General features: G+C 73.5%; 11 protein-coding genes. 7 read left to right on the forward strand and 4 right to left on the reverse strand.

What is annotated here, in order from left to right; genetic code table 11:
- Positions 1-8: 8 nt before the first annotated feature.
- The 3 genes from meaB (at position 9) to PSQ21_RS00755 (ending at position 2,968) form a co-directional block, all read left to right on the forward strand.
- The gene (meaB, locus tag PSQ21_RS00745; RefSeq protein WP_274028396.1) at positions 9-1,028 is read left to right on the forward strand and encodes a methylmalonyl Co-A mutase-associated GTPase MeaB; all 1,020 of its coding nucleotides are present in this window, start codon (positions 9-11) and stop codon (positions 1,026-1,028) included.
- Between the two features lie 159 nt (positions 1,029-1,187).
- Positions 1,188-1,676, forward strand: a complete 489-nt coding sequence (locus PSQ21_RS00750) for a MarR family winged helix-turn-helix transcriptional regulator (RefSeq protein WP_274028398.1) — start codon at positions 1,188-1,190, stop codon at positions 1,674-1,676.
- A complete protein-coding gene (locus tag PSQ21_RS00755) occupies positions 1,673-2,968 on the forward strand; it encodes an MFS transporter (protein WP_274028400.1) in 1,296 nt (431 codons plus the stop codon). The genes PSQ21_RS00750 and PSQ21_RS00755 overlap by 4 nt, the downstream gene beginning before the upstream one ends.
- 6 nt (positions 2,969-2,974) lie before the next feature.
- Here the strand turns inward: PSQ21_RS00755 and PSQ21_RS00760 are convergent, their stop codons facing one another.
- On the reverse strand, positions 2,975-3,766 hold the full coding sequence (locus PSQ21_RS00760) for an ABC transporter ATP-binding protein (RefSeq protein ID WP_274028401.1): 792 nt from the start codon (positions 3,764-3,766) through the stop codon (positions 2,975-2,977).
- Positions 3,767-3,906: 140 nt separating this feature from the next.
- On the opposite strand from PSQ21_RS00760, the gene PSQ21_RS00765 reads away from it, so the two are divergent.
- Complete coding sequence (locus tag PSQ21_RS00765) at positions 3,907-4,911, forward strand: ABC transporter substrate-binding protein (protein WP_274028402.1); 1,005 nt, start codon at positions 3,907-3,909, stop codon at positions 4,909-4,911.
- 84 nt (positions 4,912-4,995) lie between these two features.
- Here PSQ21_RS00765 and PSQ21_RS00770 read toward each other — a convergent pair whose 3' ends face one another.
- A complete protein-coding gene (locus tag PSQ21_RS00770; protein WP_274028403.1) occupies positions 4,996-6,207 on the reverse strand; it encodes an amidohydrolase in 1,212 nt (403 codons plus the stop codon).
- Positions 6,208-6,342: 135 nt separating this feature from the next.
- Here PSQ21_RS00770 and PSQ21_RS00775 point away from each other — a divergent pair, with 135 nt between their 5' ends.
- The 3 genes from PSQ21_RS00775 to PSQ21_RS00785 are packed head-to-tail and all read left to right on the forward strand — an operon-like array spanning position 6,343 to position 15,412.
- Positions 6,343-13,743, forward strand: coding sequence for an amino acid adenylation domain-containing protein (locus PSQ21_RS00775; protein WP_274028404.1), 7,401 nt, complete (start codon positions 6,343-6,345; stop codon positions 13,741-13,743).
- A gap of 5 nt (positions 13,744-13,748) precedes the next feature.
- Complete coding sequence (locus PSQ21_RS00780; RefSeq protein WP_274028405.1) at positions 13,749-13,952, forward strand: MbtH family protein; 204 nt, start codon at positions 13,749-13,751, stop codon at positions 13,950-13,952.
- Positions 13,949-15,412 (forward strand): DHA2 family efflux MFS transporter permease subunit, encoded by a 1,464-nt coding sequence (locus PSQ21_RS00785; RefSeq protein ID WP_274028406.1) that lies wholly within the window; start codon positions 13,949-13,951, stop codon positions 15,410-15,412. The genes PSQ21_RS00780 and PSQ21_RS00785 overlap by 4 nt, the downstream gene beginning before the upstream one ends.
- Before the next feature lie 68 nt (positions 15,413-15,480).
- On the opposite strand, the gene fes is transcribed toward PSQ21_RS00785, so the two are convergent.
- A complete protein-coding gene (gene fes, locus PSQ21_RS00790; RefSeq protein WP_274028407.1) occupies positions 15,481-16,785 on the reverse strand; it encodes an enterochelin esterase in 1,305 nt (434 codons plus the stop codon).
- A 14-nt stretch (positions 16,786-16,799) separates the two neighbouring features.
- Positions 16,800-19,160: a Fe(3+)-hydroxamate ABC transporter permease FhuB gene (gene fhuB, locus PSQ21_RS00795; protein ID WP_274028408.1), complete on the reverse strand. Its 2,361-nt coding sequence runs from the start codon at positions 19,158-19,160 to the stop codon at positions 16,800-16,802.
- Positions 19,161-19,189 lie beyond the last annotated feature (29 nt).

Genomic DNA, 19,189 nt, shown 5'->3' on the forward strand with positions numbered 1-19,189 from the left:
GCTGACGGATGGCAGTGAAGATCGACATCGACGGTTATGTGCGGGGAGTTCTCGACGGGAAGCGGGCGTTCGTGGCGCGCGCGATCACGCTCGTCGAGTCGACCCGGGCCGAACACCGGGTGCTGGCGCAGGAGTTGCTGAGCCGGTTGCTGCCGCACGCGGGGTCGGCCCGGCGGATCGGGATCAGCGGGGTGCCGGGCGTGGGCAAGTCCACGTTCATCGACGCGCTCGGCACGATGCTCACGGGTCTCGGGCACCGGGTGGCGGTGCTGGCGGTCGACCCGTCCTCCAGCCGTACGGGCGGCTCCATCCTGGGCGACAAGACCCGGATGGAGCGCCTCGCGGTGGATCCGGCCGCCTTCGTCCGCCCCTCCCCCACGGCGGGCACCCTGGGCGGGGTGGCCAAGGCGACCCGGGAGTCCATCATGGTGATGGAGGCGGCGGGTTACGACGTGGTGCTGGTGGAGACGGTGGGCGTCGGGCAGTCGGAGACGGCGGTGGCCAACATGGTCGACACGTTCCTGCTGCTGACGCTGGCCCGTACCGGCGACCAGCTGCAGGGCATCAAGAAGGGCGTCCTGGAGCTGGCGGACGCCATCGCGGTCAACAAGGCGGACGGTCCGCACGAACGTGACGCCCGGTCGGCCGCGCGCGAACTGGCGGGCGCGCTACGGCTGATGCATCCGGCGGACGCGGCCTGGACGCCCCCGGTGCTCACGTGCAGCGCGCGTGAGTCGAGCGGTCTCGACACCCTGTGGGAGCGGCTGGAGCAGCACCGGACGCTCCTGGAGTCGACCGGCCGGCTGGCGGCCAAGCGCCGCGACCAGCAGGTGGACTGGACGTGGACGATGGTCCGCGACGCGTTGCTGGACGGCCTGCACAGCCATCCGGCGGTGCGGAAGCTCGCACCGGAGCTCGAACAGCGGGTGCGGGAGGGCACGTTGACGGCGACGCTGGCCGCCGAGGAGATCCTCGGGGTCTACCGCGGGGGCGGGCCCCGCGAGGGCGGCGCGGCGGAGTCCGGCTGAGCGCGTCGGCGTCGCACGCCGAGGTGGATACGTACCGAGGGGCCCTGGAGTTTGCCGCGGGGCCCCTCGGTGCTGTGCGGACACCGGCGCGACTCCCCCTGGCCGGAGATGACGCCGAGGCGGCACGGACAATTATCGCAGCGCTGTTATATTAGCGCTGTGACATTTTCGGACCCCACGGCGCGACCCGACCCCTGGCACTCCCTGCACGAGCTTCTGGCAGCCATGGACGCGGAGATCGAGCGGCTCTACATCGAACGAGGCATCGAGGGGGTGCGCCCTCGGTTCGCCTATCCGCTGATCCGGCTCGCCCACACCGGACCGCTGACCATCCGCGAGCTCGCGAAGTCCCTGGACCGCTCGCACTCCGCGATCAGTCAGACCGTCGCCGCCATGCGCAAGGAGGGTCTCGTCACCTCCGAGCCGGGGCCCGACGCCCGCACCCGGCGCATCGACCTGACCGAGCACGGCCGCTCGTTGGTGCCGTTCCTGGAGGCGGAGTGGCGCGCCACCCACGAGGCGGTCGCCGAGCTGGACGGCGAGGTCCCGTACGCGATGACCGCGGTCGTCCAGGAGGTGCGGCGGGCCCTGGAACGCCGGTCGATGCGACAGCGGATCACGCACCACCTTGTCGAGCCACCCCGATGACGTGGCGCGGACGCGTTCGTTTCCTCGACACTCGCCCCCTGCGCCGCAGTCAGCCGTTTCGCGACCTGTGGATCGGCACCTCCGCCTCTCAGCTCGGTGGACAGATAGCCAACGTGGCGGTGCTGGCCCAGGTCTGGGAGCTGACCCGGAGCCCCGTGGGCACCGGAGCCATCGGACTCGCCACCGGCCTGCCGATGGTGCTGTTCGGGCTGCTCGGCGGCACCTTGGCCGACACCTTCGACCGCCGTGCGGTGGTGCGGGCCACCACCGCGGGCCAACTCCTGGCCGCCACGGGGCTGTGCGCGCAGGCCCTGGCGGGCAACCGCGACGTGCTGCTCCTGCTCGCCCTGGTGGCCGCGGGGACGAGCTGCGGCGCCCTCGGAGCGCCCGCCCGGCGCGCCTTCCCGGTCCGGCTGTTGCCGGCCGACCAGGTCGCGGCCGGTCTCGCGCTGACCAACGTCTCCTTCCAGGCGGCGATGCTGACCGGCCCCGCGGTGGCTGGGCTGATCATCGCGCGCTGGGATCTTCCCGCCGCGTACGCGGCCCAGGCCGTGGCGGTGGCAGTCGCGATGCTGACCGCGATCCGTCTGCCTGCCACGCGGCCCCTGGGCACCGACGCGGCGGGGGGCGGGCGCCGGCCGGAGCGTGGCGGTTGGCGGATCGTCCTGCGCCGCCCGACGCTGTGGGGCTCGATGGCCACTGACCTGTCCGCGACACTGCTCGCCATGCCCATCGCGCTCTTCCCCCTGGTCAACGAGGTTCGCTTCGGCGGAAACCCGCAGACCCTCGGCCTGTTCCTCTCGTCCGTCGCGGTCGGGGGGATCACGGCCGGTCTGCTCTCCGGCACGGTGACGCGCCGGCGCCGTGGCGGCCTGGTGCAGCTGTACGCGGCCGGCGCCTGGGGCCTGGCGCTGGCCTGTTTCGGTCTGGCGGGTCCGTTGTGGCTGGCGCTGGGGTGCCTGGCGGTGGCGGGCGCCGCCGACACCGTGTCCGTCGTCACTCGCAGCGCCCTGGTGCAACTGGAGACCCCGGACGCCTACCGGGGGCGGGTCTCCTCGGTGGAACACGTGATCGGTGTCGCGGGACCCGAGCTCGGCAACTTCCGCGGCGGCCTGGTGGCGTCGGCCACCTCGGCCTCCTTCTCGCTGGTCTCCGGAGGGCTGTCAGCCGTCCTCGCGGTCGCCGTGGTGTACGCCACCAACCAACCCCTGCGCGCCTACCGGACACCGACCGCCCACGAGAAGCCGTCCGCCCCCTCGGGTCTCTCCCCGGCGGAAACGATCACCGATTAGACCGGCTCACACGCCGGCCGCCGGCACGCGGACGGCCGGTACGACGACGGGCGCCCCGTCGGAGGTCGCGGTGAGGATCTCCGCCTCGATGCCGTAGAGCTCCTGGACCAGGGCGGTGTCCACGGTCTCCCGGGGCGGCCCCGAGGCGACGATCCGCCCGTCGCGCATCGCGATCAGGAGGTCGGCGTACCGTGCGGCGGCGGCGAGGTCGTGGAGCACCATCACGATGGTGCGGCCCTGCGCGGCGACTTCGCGGACCAGGTCCAGCACCTCCACGGCGTGGCCGATGTCGAGGGCGCTGGTGGGCTCGTCGAGCAGGACGACGGGGGTCTCCTGGGCGAGGGACATGGCGAGCCAGCAGCGTTGGCGCTGACCGCCGGAGAGCTGGTCGAGCCGGCGGCCGGCCAGTGCGGCCGTGCCGGTGGCCTCCAGGGCATGGGCGACCGCGTTCTCGTCCTCCCGGGACCACTGACGGAACAGCCCCTGGTGCGGGTGGCGTCCGTACCGTACGAGTCCGGCGACGGTGACCGACTCCGGCGCCTGCGGGGCCTGGGGCAGCAGGGCGATCCGGTGGGCGGCGTCGCGCTGACGCAGTCGCCAGACGTCGGCCTCGCCGACGAACACCCGGCCGGAACGGGGCTGGTGGAGCCGGGCCATGGTGCGCAGGAGGGTCGATTTGCCACAGCCGTTGGGGCCCACGATCGCCACGACCTGCCCGGAGGGCACCGCCAGGTCGACCTGGTCCACGACCGTACGACCGGCGTATCCAGCGACGAGCTGTTCCACACGGATGTCCACGAAGACCGGCCTTTCCGAAGGACAGGGCATCACCTTGCCCGAAGCGACTAAAGTAAGGCTAACCTTATCTCGCTCACGAGCCGACGGTCGCATCCGCGCGACCGTCACCGCTTCATGTCCCGTTGAACCCGGAGCCCTTGATGATCCTGCACCACCGCCCCACCCGCACCGCCGCCCGAAGAGCGGCACGCGCCGTCGCCACGCTCGGCGCCGCCGCCCTGCTCCTGACGGCCTGCGGAACGGACTCCGAATCGGGCAAGTCCTCCGGGGACAAGGCCGGCAAGGCGGACACCTCCTCCGCGACCCGCACGGTCAAGGACGCCACCGGCAAGGCGGTGGAGATACCGGCGGAGCCGAAGCGCATCGTCACCCTGACCCAGGAAGACCTGGACGCCGTACTGGCGTTGGACATCAAGCCGGTCGGCATCACCAACGGGCAGGGCCTCGACAAGCCGCCGGCCTACCTTGCCGACAAGGTCGAGGGCATCGACGTCGTGGGCAACCTGCTCCAGCCGGTCATGGACAAGGTCGTCGCCGCGAAGCCCGACCTGATCCTCGCCGGCGACATGCAGGACGAGCAGGTGCTGAAGCAGTTGCGGGAGATCACCCCCGCCACGCTGGTGACGATGGCGCCGGCCGACGACTGGAAGCTGTTCTTCCGGGGTGTCGGCAACGCCGTCAACAAGCTCGACGACGCGAACAAGTTCATCACCGGCCACGAGGCCGCCGCCAAGGCCGCCGGGGAGAAGCTCGGCGCACACAAGGGCGCCGAGGTGTCGATCGTCCGCTGGAACCCGGACGGCCCGAGCTGGATGGAGAACAAGCAGTTCGCCAGCGGTGTCGCCCTGGAGATGGGACTGAAGCGGCCCTCGTCCCAGAACAAGGACGGCAACGCGCACACGCCGTCGCTGAGCCTGGAGAAGATCGACGAGATCGACGGCGACTGGCTGTTCCTGTCGACGCTCACCTCGGACGGCGAAAAGGCGCTCAAGGACGTCCAGTCCAAGCCGGCCTACAAGGAGCTGGACGCCGTCAAGAACGGTCACGCGGTGACCGTCGACGGCTCGGTGTGGTCCACCCGCGGTGGCCCGCTCGCGGCGGGCGTCGTCCTGAACGACTACGTCGAGGCGCTCTCGGCCGAGTGACCTCCGGGTGACTCCCGCGTCGTGCGGCCCGGACCGGCGGTTCCGGCCCGGGCCGCACGGCTTCCGGAGGCCCGGCCGGCCCCGTCAGGCGGACGGCCGGCCCGGGACCCGGGAAGCCGCGAAGTCGGCAGCCGTCCAAGCCATGCCCACCGCCCCGTCGAGCAGGGCCTGTTCGGCCGCCGGGGAGACCGCCGCCTCGGCGAACGCCGCCTCGTGCGGGCCACAGGCCCCGCCGCTGATGTCGAGCACCGGGTGGATGGACGGCACCACGTGCGAGACGTTGCCCATGTCGGTACAGGCGAACGGCGGGCGCTCGACGGGTTCGGAGCGGCCCAGCTCGCGGGCGTTGGCGGTCCAGAGCCGGATCAGCTCCGGGTCGCCCCGGAAGTCGAGGTAGTCGGGCTCGGGCCGCTCCAGGGTCACTTCGCAGCCGGTGGCGAGCGCCCCGGCACGGAAGCAGTCCTCGACCCGCTGTCGCAGTTCGCGCAGGTCCTCGGCGGCCAGCGCCCGGATCTCGTACGTGGCGGTGGCCCGGTCGGGTATCGCGTTGGGCGCGGTCCCGGCGGCGGTGGTGATGCCGTGCACCCGCCACTGCGGGGGCAGTTGCTGGCGCAGGAGGCCGAGGGCGACCTGGGCGACGGTCAGCGCGTCGGCGGCGTTGCGGCCCTCGTGAGGATTGAGGCTGGGGTGCGCGGCGCGGCCGGTGTAGACGACGTCGAGGGTGCCGAGCGCGAAGGAGCGGAAGTCTGCCATCTCGAAGGGGCAGGGGTGCACCATCATCGCGGCGTCGGCCCCGTCGAACGCGCCGGCCTCCAGCAGCAGCGCCTTGCCCGCACCCCGCTCCTCGGCGGGAGTGCCGATGACCCGGACGGTCAGGCCGAGTTCGTCCGCGTACGGAGCGAGTCCGAGGGCCGCGCCCACTCCGGCCGCGGCGATGAGGTTGTGCCCGCAGGCATGTCCCAGTCCCGGCAGGGCGTCGTACTCGCAGGCGATGGCCACGGTGACGGGGCCGGAGCCGGTCGTGGCGCTGAACGCCGTGTCCAGACCGTGCGCGGGTGCGGTGACCTCGAAGCCGTGCGAGGCGAGGAGTTCATGGCAGAGGGCGGCGGCCTTGTGCTCCTCGAACGCGGTCTCGGGTTCGGCGTGCAGACGTCGGCTCAGGCCGAGCAGGGCCGGGGCGCTGGAGCGGACCGTCTCCCGCACGGCGGCCCTGAGGGCACGGATCCGCTCGTCGGCCTGCTCGTCGGCCCGGGTCCCGGGGCGCGTCCCGGGGCGTGGGGCTGCGGGAACGGTCATGGGCTCTCCTTGCGTTCTGGACCGCCCCGGGGCGGTCGCCTGCACAGTCAAAGGTAGGTTAACTTAGCCTTACCTAAGTGCTCGCCGAGCCCGTGGGCCCGGTGTCCGTTGTCCTTCAGGGGAGTCGTCACACCCATGCATGAGCGTCCGAACCGCCCGACCAGCTCTTCGGCAGCGCACCCCGACGGCGCGCCATCCCCCGGACTCCCCCTCCTGACCGCCCAGTCGGGCATCTACTACGCGCACCAGCTGGCCCCTCTCGGCACCGAGCTGAACACCGCGGACTGTGTGGAGATCGACGGGCCGCTGGACGGGGACCTGTTCGCGGAGGCGCTGAGACGGACGGTCGGTGAGGCGGAGACCCTTGCCCTGCGGGTGTACGAGGCCGACGGCGTACCGGTGCAGCGGATCGCTCCCGCCGCCCGACCCGTGGTGCGGCGACTGGAGTTGACGGAGGAGCAGGCCGAGGCGTGGATGCGGGAGGACCTGGCCCGGCCGGTTGATCTCTCCGTCGACGGCGCGCTGATGACGCAGGCCCTCATCCGGATCGGCGAGGGACGCCACCTGTGGTACCAGCGCGTGCACCACATAGCCGTCGACGCCTACGCGCTGTCCCTCATCGGGCAGCGCGTCGCCGAGCTCTACCGGGCCCTGGTGGCCGGACAGCCGCTGCCCGAGAGCCGGTTCGCGCCGCTGAGCGAGCTGACCGAGCAGGAGGCCGCCTATCTGGCCGGGGAGGAGTACACGGCGGACCGGGTCTTCTGGGCCGCGCGCACGGCGGGCTCCTCCGTCATCCCGCTCCCTCGCTCCCCCGCCCCGTCGGACCCGTCGGGTGACGGCCCGGTCCACCGGACCACCGGCCTCCCCGCCGAGTCCCTTCAGCGGCTGTCCGGTGCGGCGCGCGTGGCGAAGGCGACGTGGGCCGAGCTGGTGGTGGCCGCGACCGCCGGTCATCTGCACCGGCTCACCGGTGCCGAGGACGTCGTGCTGGGCCTGCCGTTGACCAACCGCCGGGGTCCGGCGGCGCTGCGGACCCCGGCCATGACCGTGAACGTGCTGCCGCTGCGGATCTCCGTGCGCCCGGGTGACACCGGAGCCGAACTGCTGCGCCGCGTGGTGCTGGAGATCCGCGCGGTCCGCCGCCACCAGCGCTATCCGCAGGCCGACCTGCGGCGCGACCTGGCCCTTGAGTCGGCCGACATCCCGCTGACCGGTCCGATGGTCAACATCAGGCCGTTCGACGGCGGCCTGGACTTCGCCGGGGCCACGGGCACCGTGCGCAATCTCGCCGCCGGACCGGTGGAAGGCCTCGCGGTCGGCGCGGCCCCCGGCCCGGGCGGTGGCCTGCGGCTCACCCTGGACGCCGACCCCGCGGCGTACGGGCCGGAGGACCTCGCCGCCCACGAGGACACCTGGCTGCACTACCTGGACGGCCTGACCGAACTGCTGCTGACCGACCCGGACCGCGCGATCGGCACCCTGGACCTGCTCCCCGGCGACCAGGTGCGCGAGGCCATGACGTACGGCCGCTCCGAGCCCGCCGCCCCGCTCCCCCTTCCCCGTTCGTTCACCGCGCAAGCGGCCCGGACGCCGGACGCCGTCGCCGTGCGCTCCACGGTGGCCGGCACCTTCCGGGGGGCGATATCCGCTACGGACACATCTGCGGGCTCGGATGAGGCCGCCGAGCCCGGGGTCCGGCTCACGTTCGCCGAGCTGGACGCCGTCTCCGACCGACTGGCCCACCTGCTGGCCGGCACCGGCGCTCGCGCCGCAGGCGAAGGGAGGCGCGGCACGGTGGCCCTCGCGCTGCCGCGGACCGCCGACATGGTCGTCGCACTGCTGGCCGTGCTCAAGGCGGGCCTGGTCTGCCAGCCGTTGGACCTCGGCCATCCCGCCGCCCGGACCCTGGCCGTCCTGGAGGACGCGCGGCCGATGTGCGTGATCGGCACAGCCGCCACGCTCGCCTCGCTGCCCGACCACGGGTTGCCGGCCGTCGCGCTCGATGCTCCCGCCACGGCCGACGCCCTGGCCGCCTGCCCCGACGGGCCGCTGCCCACCGGGCCGACGCTCGCGGACCCCGCCTACCTCATCCACACCTCCGGTTCCACGGGCCGTCCCAAAGGCGTCCTCGTCGGCCACGCCTCGCTCGCCAACCTCTGCGCCGGGCACGGCACGGACCACATCGCCCCGGCCGTCGCCCGGGCCGGCCGGGAACGTCTCCGGGTCACGCACAGCGCCTCGTTCGCCTTCGACGCGTCCTGGGACCCGCTGCTGTGGATGGTCCACGGGCACGAGCTGCACCTGCTGGACGACGCCGCCTACCGGGATCCCGCGGCGCTCACCGCGTACGTCGACAGGCATCTGGTCGACTATCTCGACGTCACCCCCTCCTACGCCGAAGCGCTCATCGCCGAAGGCCTGCTGGACGAGGGCCGCCACCACCCGGCCCATCTGGTGGTCGGCGGGGAGACCGTCCCCCCGCCGTTGTGGGAACGGCTGACCGAGGCCGGGTCCGTGCACCCGGTCAACCTCTACGGGCCGACCGAGACGACGGTCGACGCGTACTACTGGGTGCCCGGGTCCTCGGCCGCCCGGCCCGACGGCCGCCCCGTACGCGGCTCACGCGTCTACGTCCTGGACTCCTCCCTCCGTCCCGTGCCCGTCGGCGTGACGGGGGAACTGTACGTCGCGGGGGCCTGCCTGGCCCTCGGCTATCTGGGCCGCCCCGACCTGACGGCCGAGCGGTTCGTCGCCGACCCGTTCGGCGCGCCGAACGGCGCTCCCGGGGGCCGGATGTACCGCACCGGCGACCTGGTGCGTCGCCGCGAGGACCACACGCTGGAGTTCCTGGGGCGCGGCGACGACCAGGTGAAGATCCGCGGCTTCCGGATCGAACTCGGTGAGATCCAGGCACGGCTGGCCGCGCACCCGCGGGTCGCGGCGGCAGCGGTCATCGCCCGCGACACCGGTCACGGCAAGCGGCTGCTGGCCTACGCGGTCCCGGCAAAGGAGAGGAACGCCCTCCCGGCGGGGCCCGAGGGCACGCCGGCCGCCGCCAGCGCGCCGCTCACCCCCGCCGAGCTCCGCGACCACCTGGCCGGAGCCCTGCCCGAGCACATGGTCCCCGCGACCGTGACGCTCCTGGACGCGCTGCCCCGTACCGCGAACGACAAGCTCGACCACCGCGCGCTGCCCGATCCCGAACCTCTCCCGCCCGTAGCGGGTGGCCCGGACGGCGCCGGCGGCGGGCCGCACGCCGAGATCGTGCGCGGGCTCTTCGCCGACGTGCTCGGTATCGCCGAACCCCCGGCCGCCGACGCGGGCTTCCTCGACCTCGGCGGGCATTCGCTGCTCGCCGCCCGGCTGGCCGCCCGCGTGCGGGAGCACTTCGGCGTGCCGATGGGCATCGCCGACGTCTTCCGCCACACCACGCCCGCCGCCCTGGCGGCACTGGTCCGCACGCGCGGCGGCGCGGCCACCGCGTCCGTCCCGCTCTCCCCCGTACCTCGCACCGGCCCCCTCCCCCTGTCCCCGGCCCAGCAGCGGCTGTGGTTCCTCCACCGCCTCGAAGGCCCCAGCCCCACCTACAACATCCCGCTCGTCCTGAACGTCAACGGTCCGGTCGACCGCGACACGCTCCAGCTCGCCCTGTACGACCTGGCGGAGCGTCACGAGACACTACGGACGGTATACCCGTCCACTGACAACGCCCCCGTCGCCACCGCCGACGGCGAGGGCGCGGGCGCCTCGCACGACATGCCCCACCAGCGGATCCTCGCCCCCGACGACCCGGCCGCCCGCCCGGTGCTGCACCTGGCGGAGCCGGGCAGCGATCTCACCGAGGCCGTGCGCCACCACTTCGACCTCGCCACCGAACCGCCGCTGCGCACGGTCCTGTTCAGCGAGTCGCCCGACCACCACACCCTGCTTCTCCTGCTGCACCACATCGCGGGCGACGGAGCCTCCACCACTCCCCTCGCGCGGGACCTGGCCGTCGCCTACACCGCCCGCGCCCGGGGCCGCGCACCGGAGTTCACCCCACTGAGCGGCCAGTACGTGGACCACGCGGCCCGGCTCCAGCGGCTCCTGGGCACCCCCGCCGAGCCGACCCCGCTCGCCGAGGCCCAGCTCGCGCACTGGCGCGACGCGCTCGCCGGGCTGCCGGACCAGCTGGAGCTGCCCACCGACCGGCCCCGGCCGCCCGTGGCCACCTCTGCGGGCGACACCGTGCCCTTCGCCCTGGACGCCACCACGCACGAGGCGCTGCGCCGGCTCGCACGGGCGCACGGGGCGACCGTGTTCATGACGGTGCAGGCCGGGCTCGCGGCCCTGCTGACCCGGCACGGCTGCGGCACCGATATCCCCGTCGGTACCCCCGTCGCGGGCCGCGACGACGATGCCACCGCCGGGCTCGTCGGCTTCTTCACCAACACCGTGGTCCTGCGCACCGACACCTCCGGCGACCCCTCCTTCGGCGATCTGCTGGACCGGGTACGGACGGTCACGCTCGCCGCGTACGAGCACGACGCGCTGCCCTTCGACCACCTCGTCGAGGCGCTGAACCCGCCGCGTTCACTGGCCCGGCATCCACTGTTCCAGACCATGCTGGCCTGGCAGTCGCTGCCGGACGGACCCGTCTCCCTCGGCCCGGACACCACTGCCCGGCTGACCGCCGTGCCGTCCGGCACCGCGAAGTTCGACCTGACCCTGAACGCGGGCGAACTGCCCGGCGGCGGGATCGGGGGCTTCCTGGAGTTCCGCACCGACCTCTTCGACCGGTCGACCGCCCAGGCCCTCGCGGACCGGCTGTCCCGGCTCCTCTCCGCGGCGGCCCGGCGGCCCGGGACCCCGGTCGGCCTGCTGCCGGTCCTCGACGAGGCCGAGATCCACCGTGCCGTGGTCGGGGCCAACGGCGTCCACCACGACCGGACGGTGCCGCTCACCCTCGCCGAGGTCTACGGGGTGGCGGCGCGCCGCCACCCGGACCGGACGGCGGTGAGCTGTGGGAACGCGTCGCTGACGTACGCCGAACTGTCCTCCCGGGCCCGGTCCCTGGCACGGCTGCTGGCCGGCCGGGGAATCGGTCCCGGTTCGATCGTGGCGCTCGCGCTACCGCGCTCCACGGACCTGGTGGCCGGGCTGCTCGCGGTGTCGCTGGCCGGGGCGGCGTATCTGCCGATGGACCCGGACTACCCGGCGGACCGGCTCGCGTACATGCTGGACGACGCCCGTCCGGCGGCGCTGATCACCGACGCCGCGACCGCCGGACTGCTGCCCGCGCACGAGCTGCCGCTGATCACGGTCGACGAGGCTGCCGGCTTCCCGGACGGACCCCTCGGCCAGGCGGACCGCACCCGGCCGCTGGGCCCTGATGACCCGGCGTACGTCATCTACACCTCGGGGTCCACCGGCCGCCCGAAGGGAGTCGTGGTCACCCAGCACAACGTGACGCGGCTGCTGACGGCCACCGAACACTGGTTCTCGTTCGGGCCCGACGACGTGTGGACGCTGTTCCACTCCTACGCCTTCGACTTCTCGGTGTGGGAGCTGTGGGGTGCGCTGTTGTACGGCGGGCGCGTCGTCGTCGTCCCGTACGCGACCAGCCGGGACCCGCGGGCGTTCCTGCGGCTGCTGGCGGACGAGGGGGTGACCGTCCTCAACCAGACGCCGTCCGCCTTCTACCAGCTGGCCGCCGCCGACCGGGAGGCTCCGGGACGCGAACTGGCTCTGCGGTACGTGGTGTTCGGCGGCGAGGCGCTGGAGCTGGGGCGGCTCGCGGACTGGTACACCCGCCACCAGGAGAACGCGCCGACGCTCGTCAACATGTACGGCATCACCGAGACGACCGTCCATGTCTCCCATCTGGCGCTGGACCGGGCGACCGCCGCCGCCGCGGTCTCCAGCGCCATCGGGGTGAACATTCCCGATCTGCGCGTCTATGTGCTGGACGACCGCCTGCAGCCGGTGCCGCCGGGGGTCACCGGCGAGATGTATGTCGCCGGTGAGGGGGTGGCGCTCGGCTATCTGGGCCGTCCGGACCTGACGGCCGGGCGCTTCGTCGCCGATCCGTTCGCGCGTCTCTTCGGGGAGAGCGGCCGGCGGATGTACCGCTCGGGCGACCTCGCCCGGCGGCGCGTGGACGGCACGCTGGAGTACTTCGGCCGGAGCGACCAACAGGTCAAGATCCGCGGGTTCCGTATCGAACTCGGGGAGATCGAGGCGGTGTTGGCCGCACATCCGGAAGTCGCGGATGTGGCGGTCGTGGTCCGTGAGGACATGCCCGGCGACAAGCGGCTGGTCGGTTACGTCGTCCCCGCGCCCGGCTCCGACCCGGTGTCGGCGGCCCTGCGCGAGCACGCCGCCGCCATGCTGCCGGTGCACATGACGCCCTCGGCGGTGGTGGTCCTGGAGCGGCTGCCGCTGACCGGCAACGGCAAGCTGGACCGCAAGGCGCTGCCGGCGCCGGGCGCTCCGGTGAGCGCCGGTGGCCGCGCGCCGCGCACGGTACGCGAGGAGCAGCTCTGCGCGGTCTTCGCGGAGGTGCTGGGGCTGCCGTCCGCCGGGGTGGAGGACAACTTCTTCGACCTGGGCGGCCATTCGCTGCTCGCGGTGCGCCTCGCCGGCCGGATCAGGTCGGCGTTCGGCATCGAGGTGTCGATCGGCACGGTGTTCCAGGCCCCGACGCCCGCCGCGCTGGACGCGGCGCTGGACGTCTCGCGCGAGGAGGACCCGCTCGATGTGCTGCTTCCGCTGCGGCCCGCCCGTCCCGGCGATCGCGCACCGGTCCACTGTGTGCACCCGGCGGGCGGTCTCAGCTGGTGCTACGCGGGCCTGATCCGCCATCTACCGGTCGATGTGCCGATCTACGGGCTCCAGGCCCAGGGCGTCGGCGGGGCGACGGCGGACGAGCCTCTGCCGACCACGCTGGAGGAGCTGGCCACGCACTACGCCTCCCGGATCCGCGAGGTCCAGCCGGAGGGGCCGTACCGGCTGCTCGGCTGGTCGACCGGCGGCATCATCGCGCACGCGATCGCGGCGGTCCTGCAAGAGGGCGGCCAGGAGGTGGAGTTGCTGGCGATCCTGGACGCCTACCCCGCCGAGGGTTTCCGCGACCTTCCGGTTCCCGACCGGGCCGAGGCCCTCGAATCGCTGCTCACCATGGGTGGTTACGGCCCCGAGAGCCTCGGAGACAGGGAGCTGAACACGGCGAACGTCGTGGAGGTGCTGCGCCGCGAGGGCTCCCCGCTGGCGGCGCTCCCCGCCGCGAGGATCGAGGCGCTCGGCGAGGTGTACCTCAACACCAACGACCTCGTACGGGCCTACGACCACCGGGTGTTCCGGGGCGATGTGCTGTTCTTCCGGGCCACGGTGGACACCATCGACGACACCCTGACGCCGGACACCTGGGCCCCGTACGTGAGCGGGCGCGTCGACAACACGAACGTCGCCTGCTCCCACAAGGACATGACCCTGCCCGAGCCGATCGCGCACATCGCGCGCGTGGTCGCCGACCGACTGACCGAGCTGGAGAAGTGACACCGATGAGCGACGCATCCGCCAACCCCTTCGACGGCGAAGGGGAGTTCCTCGTCCTGACCAACGCGGAGGGGCAGCACTCGCTGTGGCCGCTGTTCGCCGCGGTGCCCGAGGGCTGGTCGACGGCGCACGGCCCGTGCGCGCGACAGGAGGCGCTGGACTGGATCTCCGCGCACTGGGCCGGTCCCGTCCCCGGCTCCGCCCGGTGAGCGGACTGCTGATCCGGCCCCGGATACGTCCCCGGGTCGCGGTCGTCCTCGTCTACACGGCCGCGATGTGCATGAACGGCCTGGACTCGACGATCGTGAACCCGGCGCTCTACACGATCGCGGGTGACTTCGGGCGTCCGCTGTCGGCGGCGAACACCGTGGAGACGGCCTTCCTCGTCGCGCTCGCGGTGGGCCTGCCGGTGGCGGGGTGGCTGGGTGACCGGTGGGGAACGAAGCGGGTGTTCCTCGGCGCGCTGACCGCGTTCACGGTCGCCTCCGCGGTCTGCGGACTGGCTCCGGACCTCACCACGCTCGTGGTCGCCCGTGCTGTACAGGGCCTGGCGGGCGGGTTGTTGACACCGGTCGGGATGACGTTGCTGTTCCGGGCGTTCCCGCCGCACGAGCGGATGAAGCTGGCCAAGGTGCTGATCGTGCCGACGGCGCTGATGCCGGCGCTCGGTCCGCCGCTGGGCGGCCTGCTCACCGAACACCTCTCCTGGCACTGGCTGTTCTTCGTGAACGTGCCGATCGGGGCGGCCGCCGTACTGCTGGGCGTTCTCGGTCTGCGGGAGCATGTCGAGGGCCCGGAGGGGAGGTTCGACACGGTCGGTTTCTGGCTGGCCACTCCGGCGCTGGGGCTGCTGACGTACGCACTCGGCTTCGGCCCCTCGCAGGGCTGGACCCGGCCGGCCGTCGCCGTGAGCGCGGCCCTGGGGTCCGTCCTGTTGGTGGCCGCCGTCCTGCACCAGATGCGTGCGGGGACGCCGTTGCTGAGGCTGCGGCTGCTCACCGACCGGGTGTACGGGCCGGCCTCCGCGCTGGCCGGGGTGACGGCCGCCGGGCTGATGGGCGTGCTGTTCGTCTTCCCGCTGCTCTACCAGGCGAGCCTGGGAGCGTCTGCGCTCGATGCCGGGCTGAGTGTGTTCCCGGAGGCGGTCGGGCTGATGCTCGCCTCTCAGGTGGTGGACCGGTTGCTGCCGCGGCTCGGCCCGCGGCTGCTGACCGTACCGGCGCTGCTGGTCGCCGCCGCGGTCTTCGCGACGCTCGCCGTGCCGGGGGTCGCGGAGAACGCGTGGACCGTGCGCGGGCTGATGTTCCTGATCGGCCTGGTGCTCGGCACGGCGGTGCTCACCGTGCAGATCTCCGGGTTCGGGTCGATCGCGCCGCCCGACCTGGGGCAGGCCATGGGCCTGTTCCAGATCGTCCGCACGCTGGGCGGCGCGGTGGGCATCGCCGCCTGTGCGGCGGTGATCGGCGGCGGTCACGGGACGGGGGCCGCCGATCCGGGCCCGTACCGCACCGCGGTCTGGGTGACGGCGGCGCTCGTCGCGGTCGGGGCGCTGATCGCACTGCGGCTGCCGCGCGAGGCCCCCCAGCCGCCGCCGTTCGACGACGAGGACGGGGGGCCCGGCCCCGGCGAGGGCCTGGCGGCGACCGGGGCTCCGGGCGCCAAGGGCTGAGAGCGCGAAGAGAGGAGGGGCGGGGCGGCATCCGGGGAGGATGCCGCCCCGCCCTCCTTTCCCGCCGGTCAACGGCGCGGGGGCACCGCTGTGCGACCGCCGAGCAGCTCCGCCAGGCCGTCCGCGAGGCCGCCGCGCCAGCAGGCGTAGTCGTGGCCGCCGTTGAACTCGCGGTAGCGGACGTCGTATCCGCGGGCGCGCAGCACATTGCGGAGTCTGCGGTTCTCCGCGAGGAGCATCCACTCCTGGAGGCCGACCTCCAGGTGGAGGGTCACCGGTCTGCGTTCCGCCCGGGCGTACTGCCCGGTGAGCCATTCCCCGCCGCGTTCGTCGTCGGGCCACCAGAAGGAGCCGGACTGGGAGAGGGCGAGGCCGAAGCGGTCGGGGCGTCGGAAGGCGGCGAACGCGGCGGTGAGGCCGCCCGCGCTCTGTCCGGCGACGACGGTCCGTGCGGAGTCGGCCCCCGCCCCGTACTCCCGTCCGGCCCAGGGCAGCAAGGTGTCGGCCAGCCAGTCGACAAACGGCGCGCTGCAGGCCAGGTCCTCCATGCGCCGGCCCATGGTGTCGACCAGGACCGCCACGGTGGGGGGCAGGTCCCCGTCGGCGTGGAGGTTGTCGAGGATGTCGCCGATGCCGAGGACCGGGCCCCACATCTCGCCGTCGAGGAGGACGGCGAGGGCGTATGGGCCGCCGTCCGGGCTGTGGCCGGGCGGCAGGTGGACCGTGATCCGGCGGCCGTCCACCTCGGCGTCGAGCGTCTGCCCCCGGTCCACGTCGTCTCGCCGCCGGGTACATGACTGGGCGGGGGCTTCGGGGAGTTCGAGCACGGAGGCGGGGTTGCGGCCGTCCCGGGAGGGCAGCGGGGCGCGGTCGTTGAACGGGTCGGCTTCGGCGTGGTCGAGGACCCGGAGCCAGGCGGCCCGGTCCGCGCGCAGCGCGTCCTCGCGCGTTCCCTCGGTGGCGTGGAACTGGTACGAGGCGCGGTGGTCGGCCCGCAGCCGGTGGCTGATGGCCCAGACGCCGGTGCCTCGGACGCGTTCCATCAGGTGCGGGGCGAGGTCGCCCGCGTGCCGGTCCCTGTCGGTGACGGTGTGGACGATGGCCAGGACATGGGTGGCGGGGCGCTCGGGGTCCTCACGGCGGAGGAAAGTGACGAGCCGGTGGCCGGGGTCGCCCTCGGGGTCGGGTTCGACGAGCGGGGTGCCGATGGTGCCCACGTGGCTCCAGAACGCCTCCTCGGCGTCGGGGCTGCCCGTGGTCACGTCGTCGAGGAGTCTGCGCAGGAGGGGGCTTCGCACGGTGTGCGCCTCGGTTCCGGTCGGTCCCGCGGGGGCGGGAGGGGTGGGCGGGTCGCGGTGCTGTGAACCGGTCATGTGCGGGCCGCCCTTCACACGCGGGTGGCGGCGGAGCGGCCGAGCAGCACCCACAGCAGGAACGGGCCCCCGAGGACGGTGGTGACGATGCCGACGGGAAGTTCGACGCCGTCGAAGGCGATGCGGCCGAGGGTGTCGGCGGCGACCACGAGGACGGCCCCGGTGAGCATCGAGCCGACGAGCGGTACCCGCAGGGGGCCGGCGAGCCTGGAGGCGATGACCGGGGAGGCCAGCGCCACGAAGCCGACGGGGCCGCAGATGCCGACCGCGAGGCCCGCGAGGGCGACGGCCAGGAGCAGGGAGAGGGCCCGGACCCGGCCGGGGGCGGAGCCGAGTGAGGAGGCGGTCGAGTCGTCGAAGCGCAGGACACCCAGGTGGCGTGCGACGGCGAGGGCGACCGGGACGAGGAGCGCGAGGCCGATGAGAACGGGGACGGCGACGGAGTAACTGCGCCCGTTGAGGCTGCCGGAGGTCCATACGTACAGCGAACTCGCGGAGGAGAGGGACCTGCGGGACAGGACGACCTGGGTCACCGCTGAGGCCAGAGCGGACATGGCGAGGCCGACGACGAGGACGCGGTAGCCGCGTTGGCCGAGGCCTCCGGACACGGTGGTGACGACGATGACGGCGGCGAGCGCGCCGAGCGGTCCGGCCCACCAGGCGCCGAAGGAGCCGGTGGCGCTGAGGGTGACGGAGAGCAGGACGGCGGCGGTCGCCCCGTCGTTGACGCCGAGGAGTTCGGGGGTGGCCAGGCGGTTGCGGGCCAGGGTCTGGGTGAGGCAGCCCGCGAGGCCGAGGGCGGCGCCCGCGGTGAGTCCGGCGACGATGCGGCCGAGGCGGAACTCCCGCACAAGCAGGACGTCGAAGCGGTCGCCCTGGCCGAGCACCGCGCGGAAGGTGCGGCCGACGCCCATGTCGCTCTGGCCGGCGTACGCGGAGAGGACGACGGCGAGCAGCAGGGCACCGGTGAGGGCGAGTGCGGAGAGCGCTGCGCGCCGCGTGACGAGCAGCGACAGCGGGCCGCACCGCAGGACGAGGGTGTCGGCCGGGCGGACCCGGAGCGTCCTGGTCCTCGGCGTGCGGAGGGCGGGACGGGGCAGGGCGATCCGGAAGCGGCGGGGGCGGTCGGGGGCGCGCTCCTCGGTGGCCGGTTCCGTCATGCCCATCGAGGCCAGCTGCCTGGAGCGGACGATGGCGATGAGGACGGGGGCTCCGATGAGGGCGACGATGACGGAGACGGGCGCCTCGAAGGGCCGGGAGACCACGCGGGCGGCGATGTCGGAGACCGTGAGGACGCAGGCGCCGATGAGCCCGGCGAGCAGCAGCCGGGCCGTGAGCCGGGTGCCGGCCAGGGCGCGGGCGAGGAATCCGGCGAGCAGGCCGAGGAAGGAGATGGGTCCCGCGAGCGCCACGGCGGCGGCGGTGAGGAGGGTGACTCCGACGGCGACGACCGTACGGATCACGGGTGGCCGGTGGCCGAGGCTGCGGGCCAGGTCGTCGCCGAGGGCGAGGGCGGAGAGCGGGCGGGCGACCAGGAGGGCGACGAGGAATCCGAGGGCGAGCACCGGGGCGAGGCGGCCGAGTTCACCGAATCCCTCGACCCCGGCGAGGGAGCCGAGGACCCAGAAGCGGAATCTGTCGTAGGTTTCCGCGGAGTTGACGACAATGACACTGGTGAGCCCGCCGAAGGTCGCACCGAGTGCCGCTCCGGCGAGGACCAGGCGCATGGGAGAGCCGCCGCCGCGCCTTCCGGAGATGAGGAGGACGAGGCCGCTGGCGACCACCGCGCCGACGAACGCACAGACGAGATAGGCGTAACCGGAATCGAAGCCGAGGAGTGCGATGCCGGCGACGACGCCGAGCGAGGCACCCGCGTTGACGCCGAGCAGTCCGGTCTCGGCCAGCGGGTTCCGGGTGACCGCCTGGAGGAGGCACCCGGCGACGCCCAGGGCGGCTCCGACGAGCAGCGCGGTGAAGGTGCGCGGCAGGCGCAGGTCGCCGACGACGAGGGAGAGCCGGGCATTGTGGCGTGCGCCGTCCCGGCCCAGCAGGTAGTCCAGGACGCCGCCGGGGCCGACCTCGCCCGCGCCGATCGAGAGGGAGAGCGCCGTCAACAGCAGGACGGCGAGGGCCAGTCCGCCCACGGCCGCCGCCACGGTCCGGCCCCGCGGGTCGGCGGTGGAGCGGGGTTCCCCGGCCAGGGCGGTGGGCCGTCCGGTGTCCGGGGTTGCTCCGTGCCCGGTTTTCCGGGATGCCTCCGCGCGCCCGGCGGGCACGGCCTTCACCACCCGGTCGCTTCCGCTTCCATCCAACTGAACGGTCGCGGAGTCATGTTCGGGAGCCGAGGCCGTGGTCCCCGTGTGCGGCGTATGCATAAGGTGAGGCTAACCTAATTAGAAGTCGA

The organism is Streptomyces sp. MMBL 11-1 (assembly GCF_028622875.1).
Classification (GTDB): Bacteria; Actinomycetota; Actinomycetes; order Streptomycetales; family Streptomycetaceae; genus Streptomyces.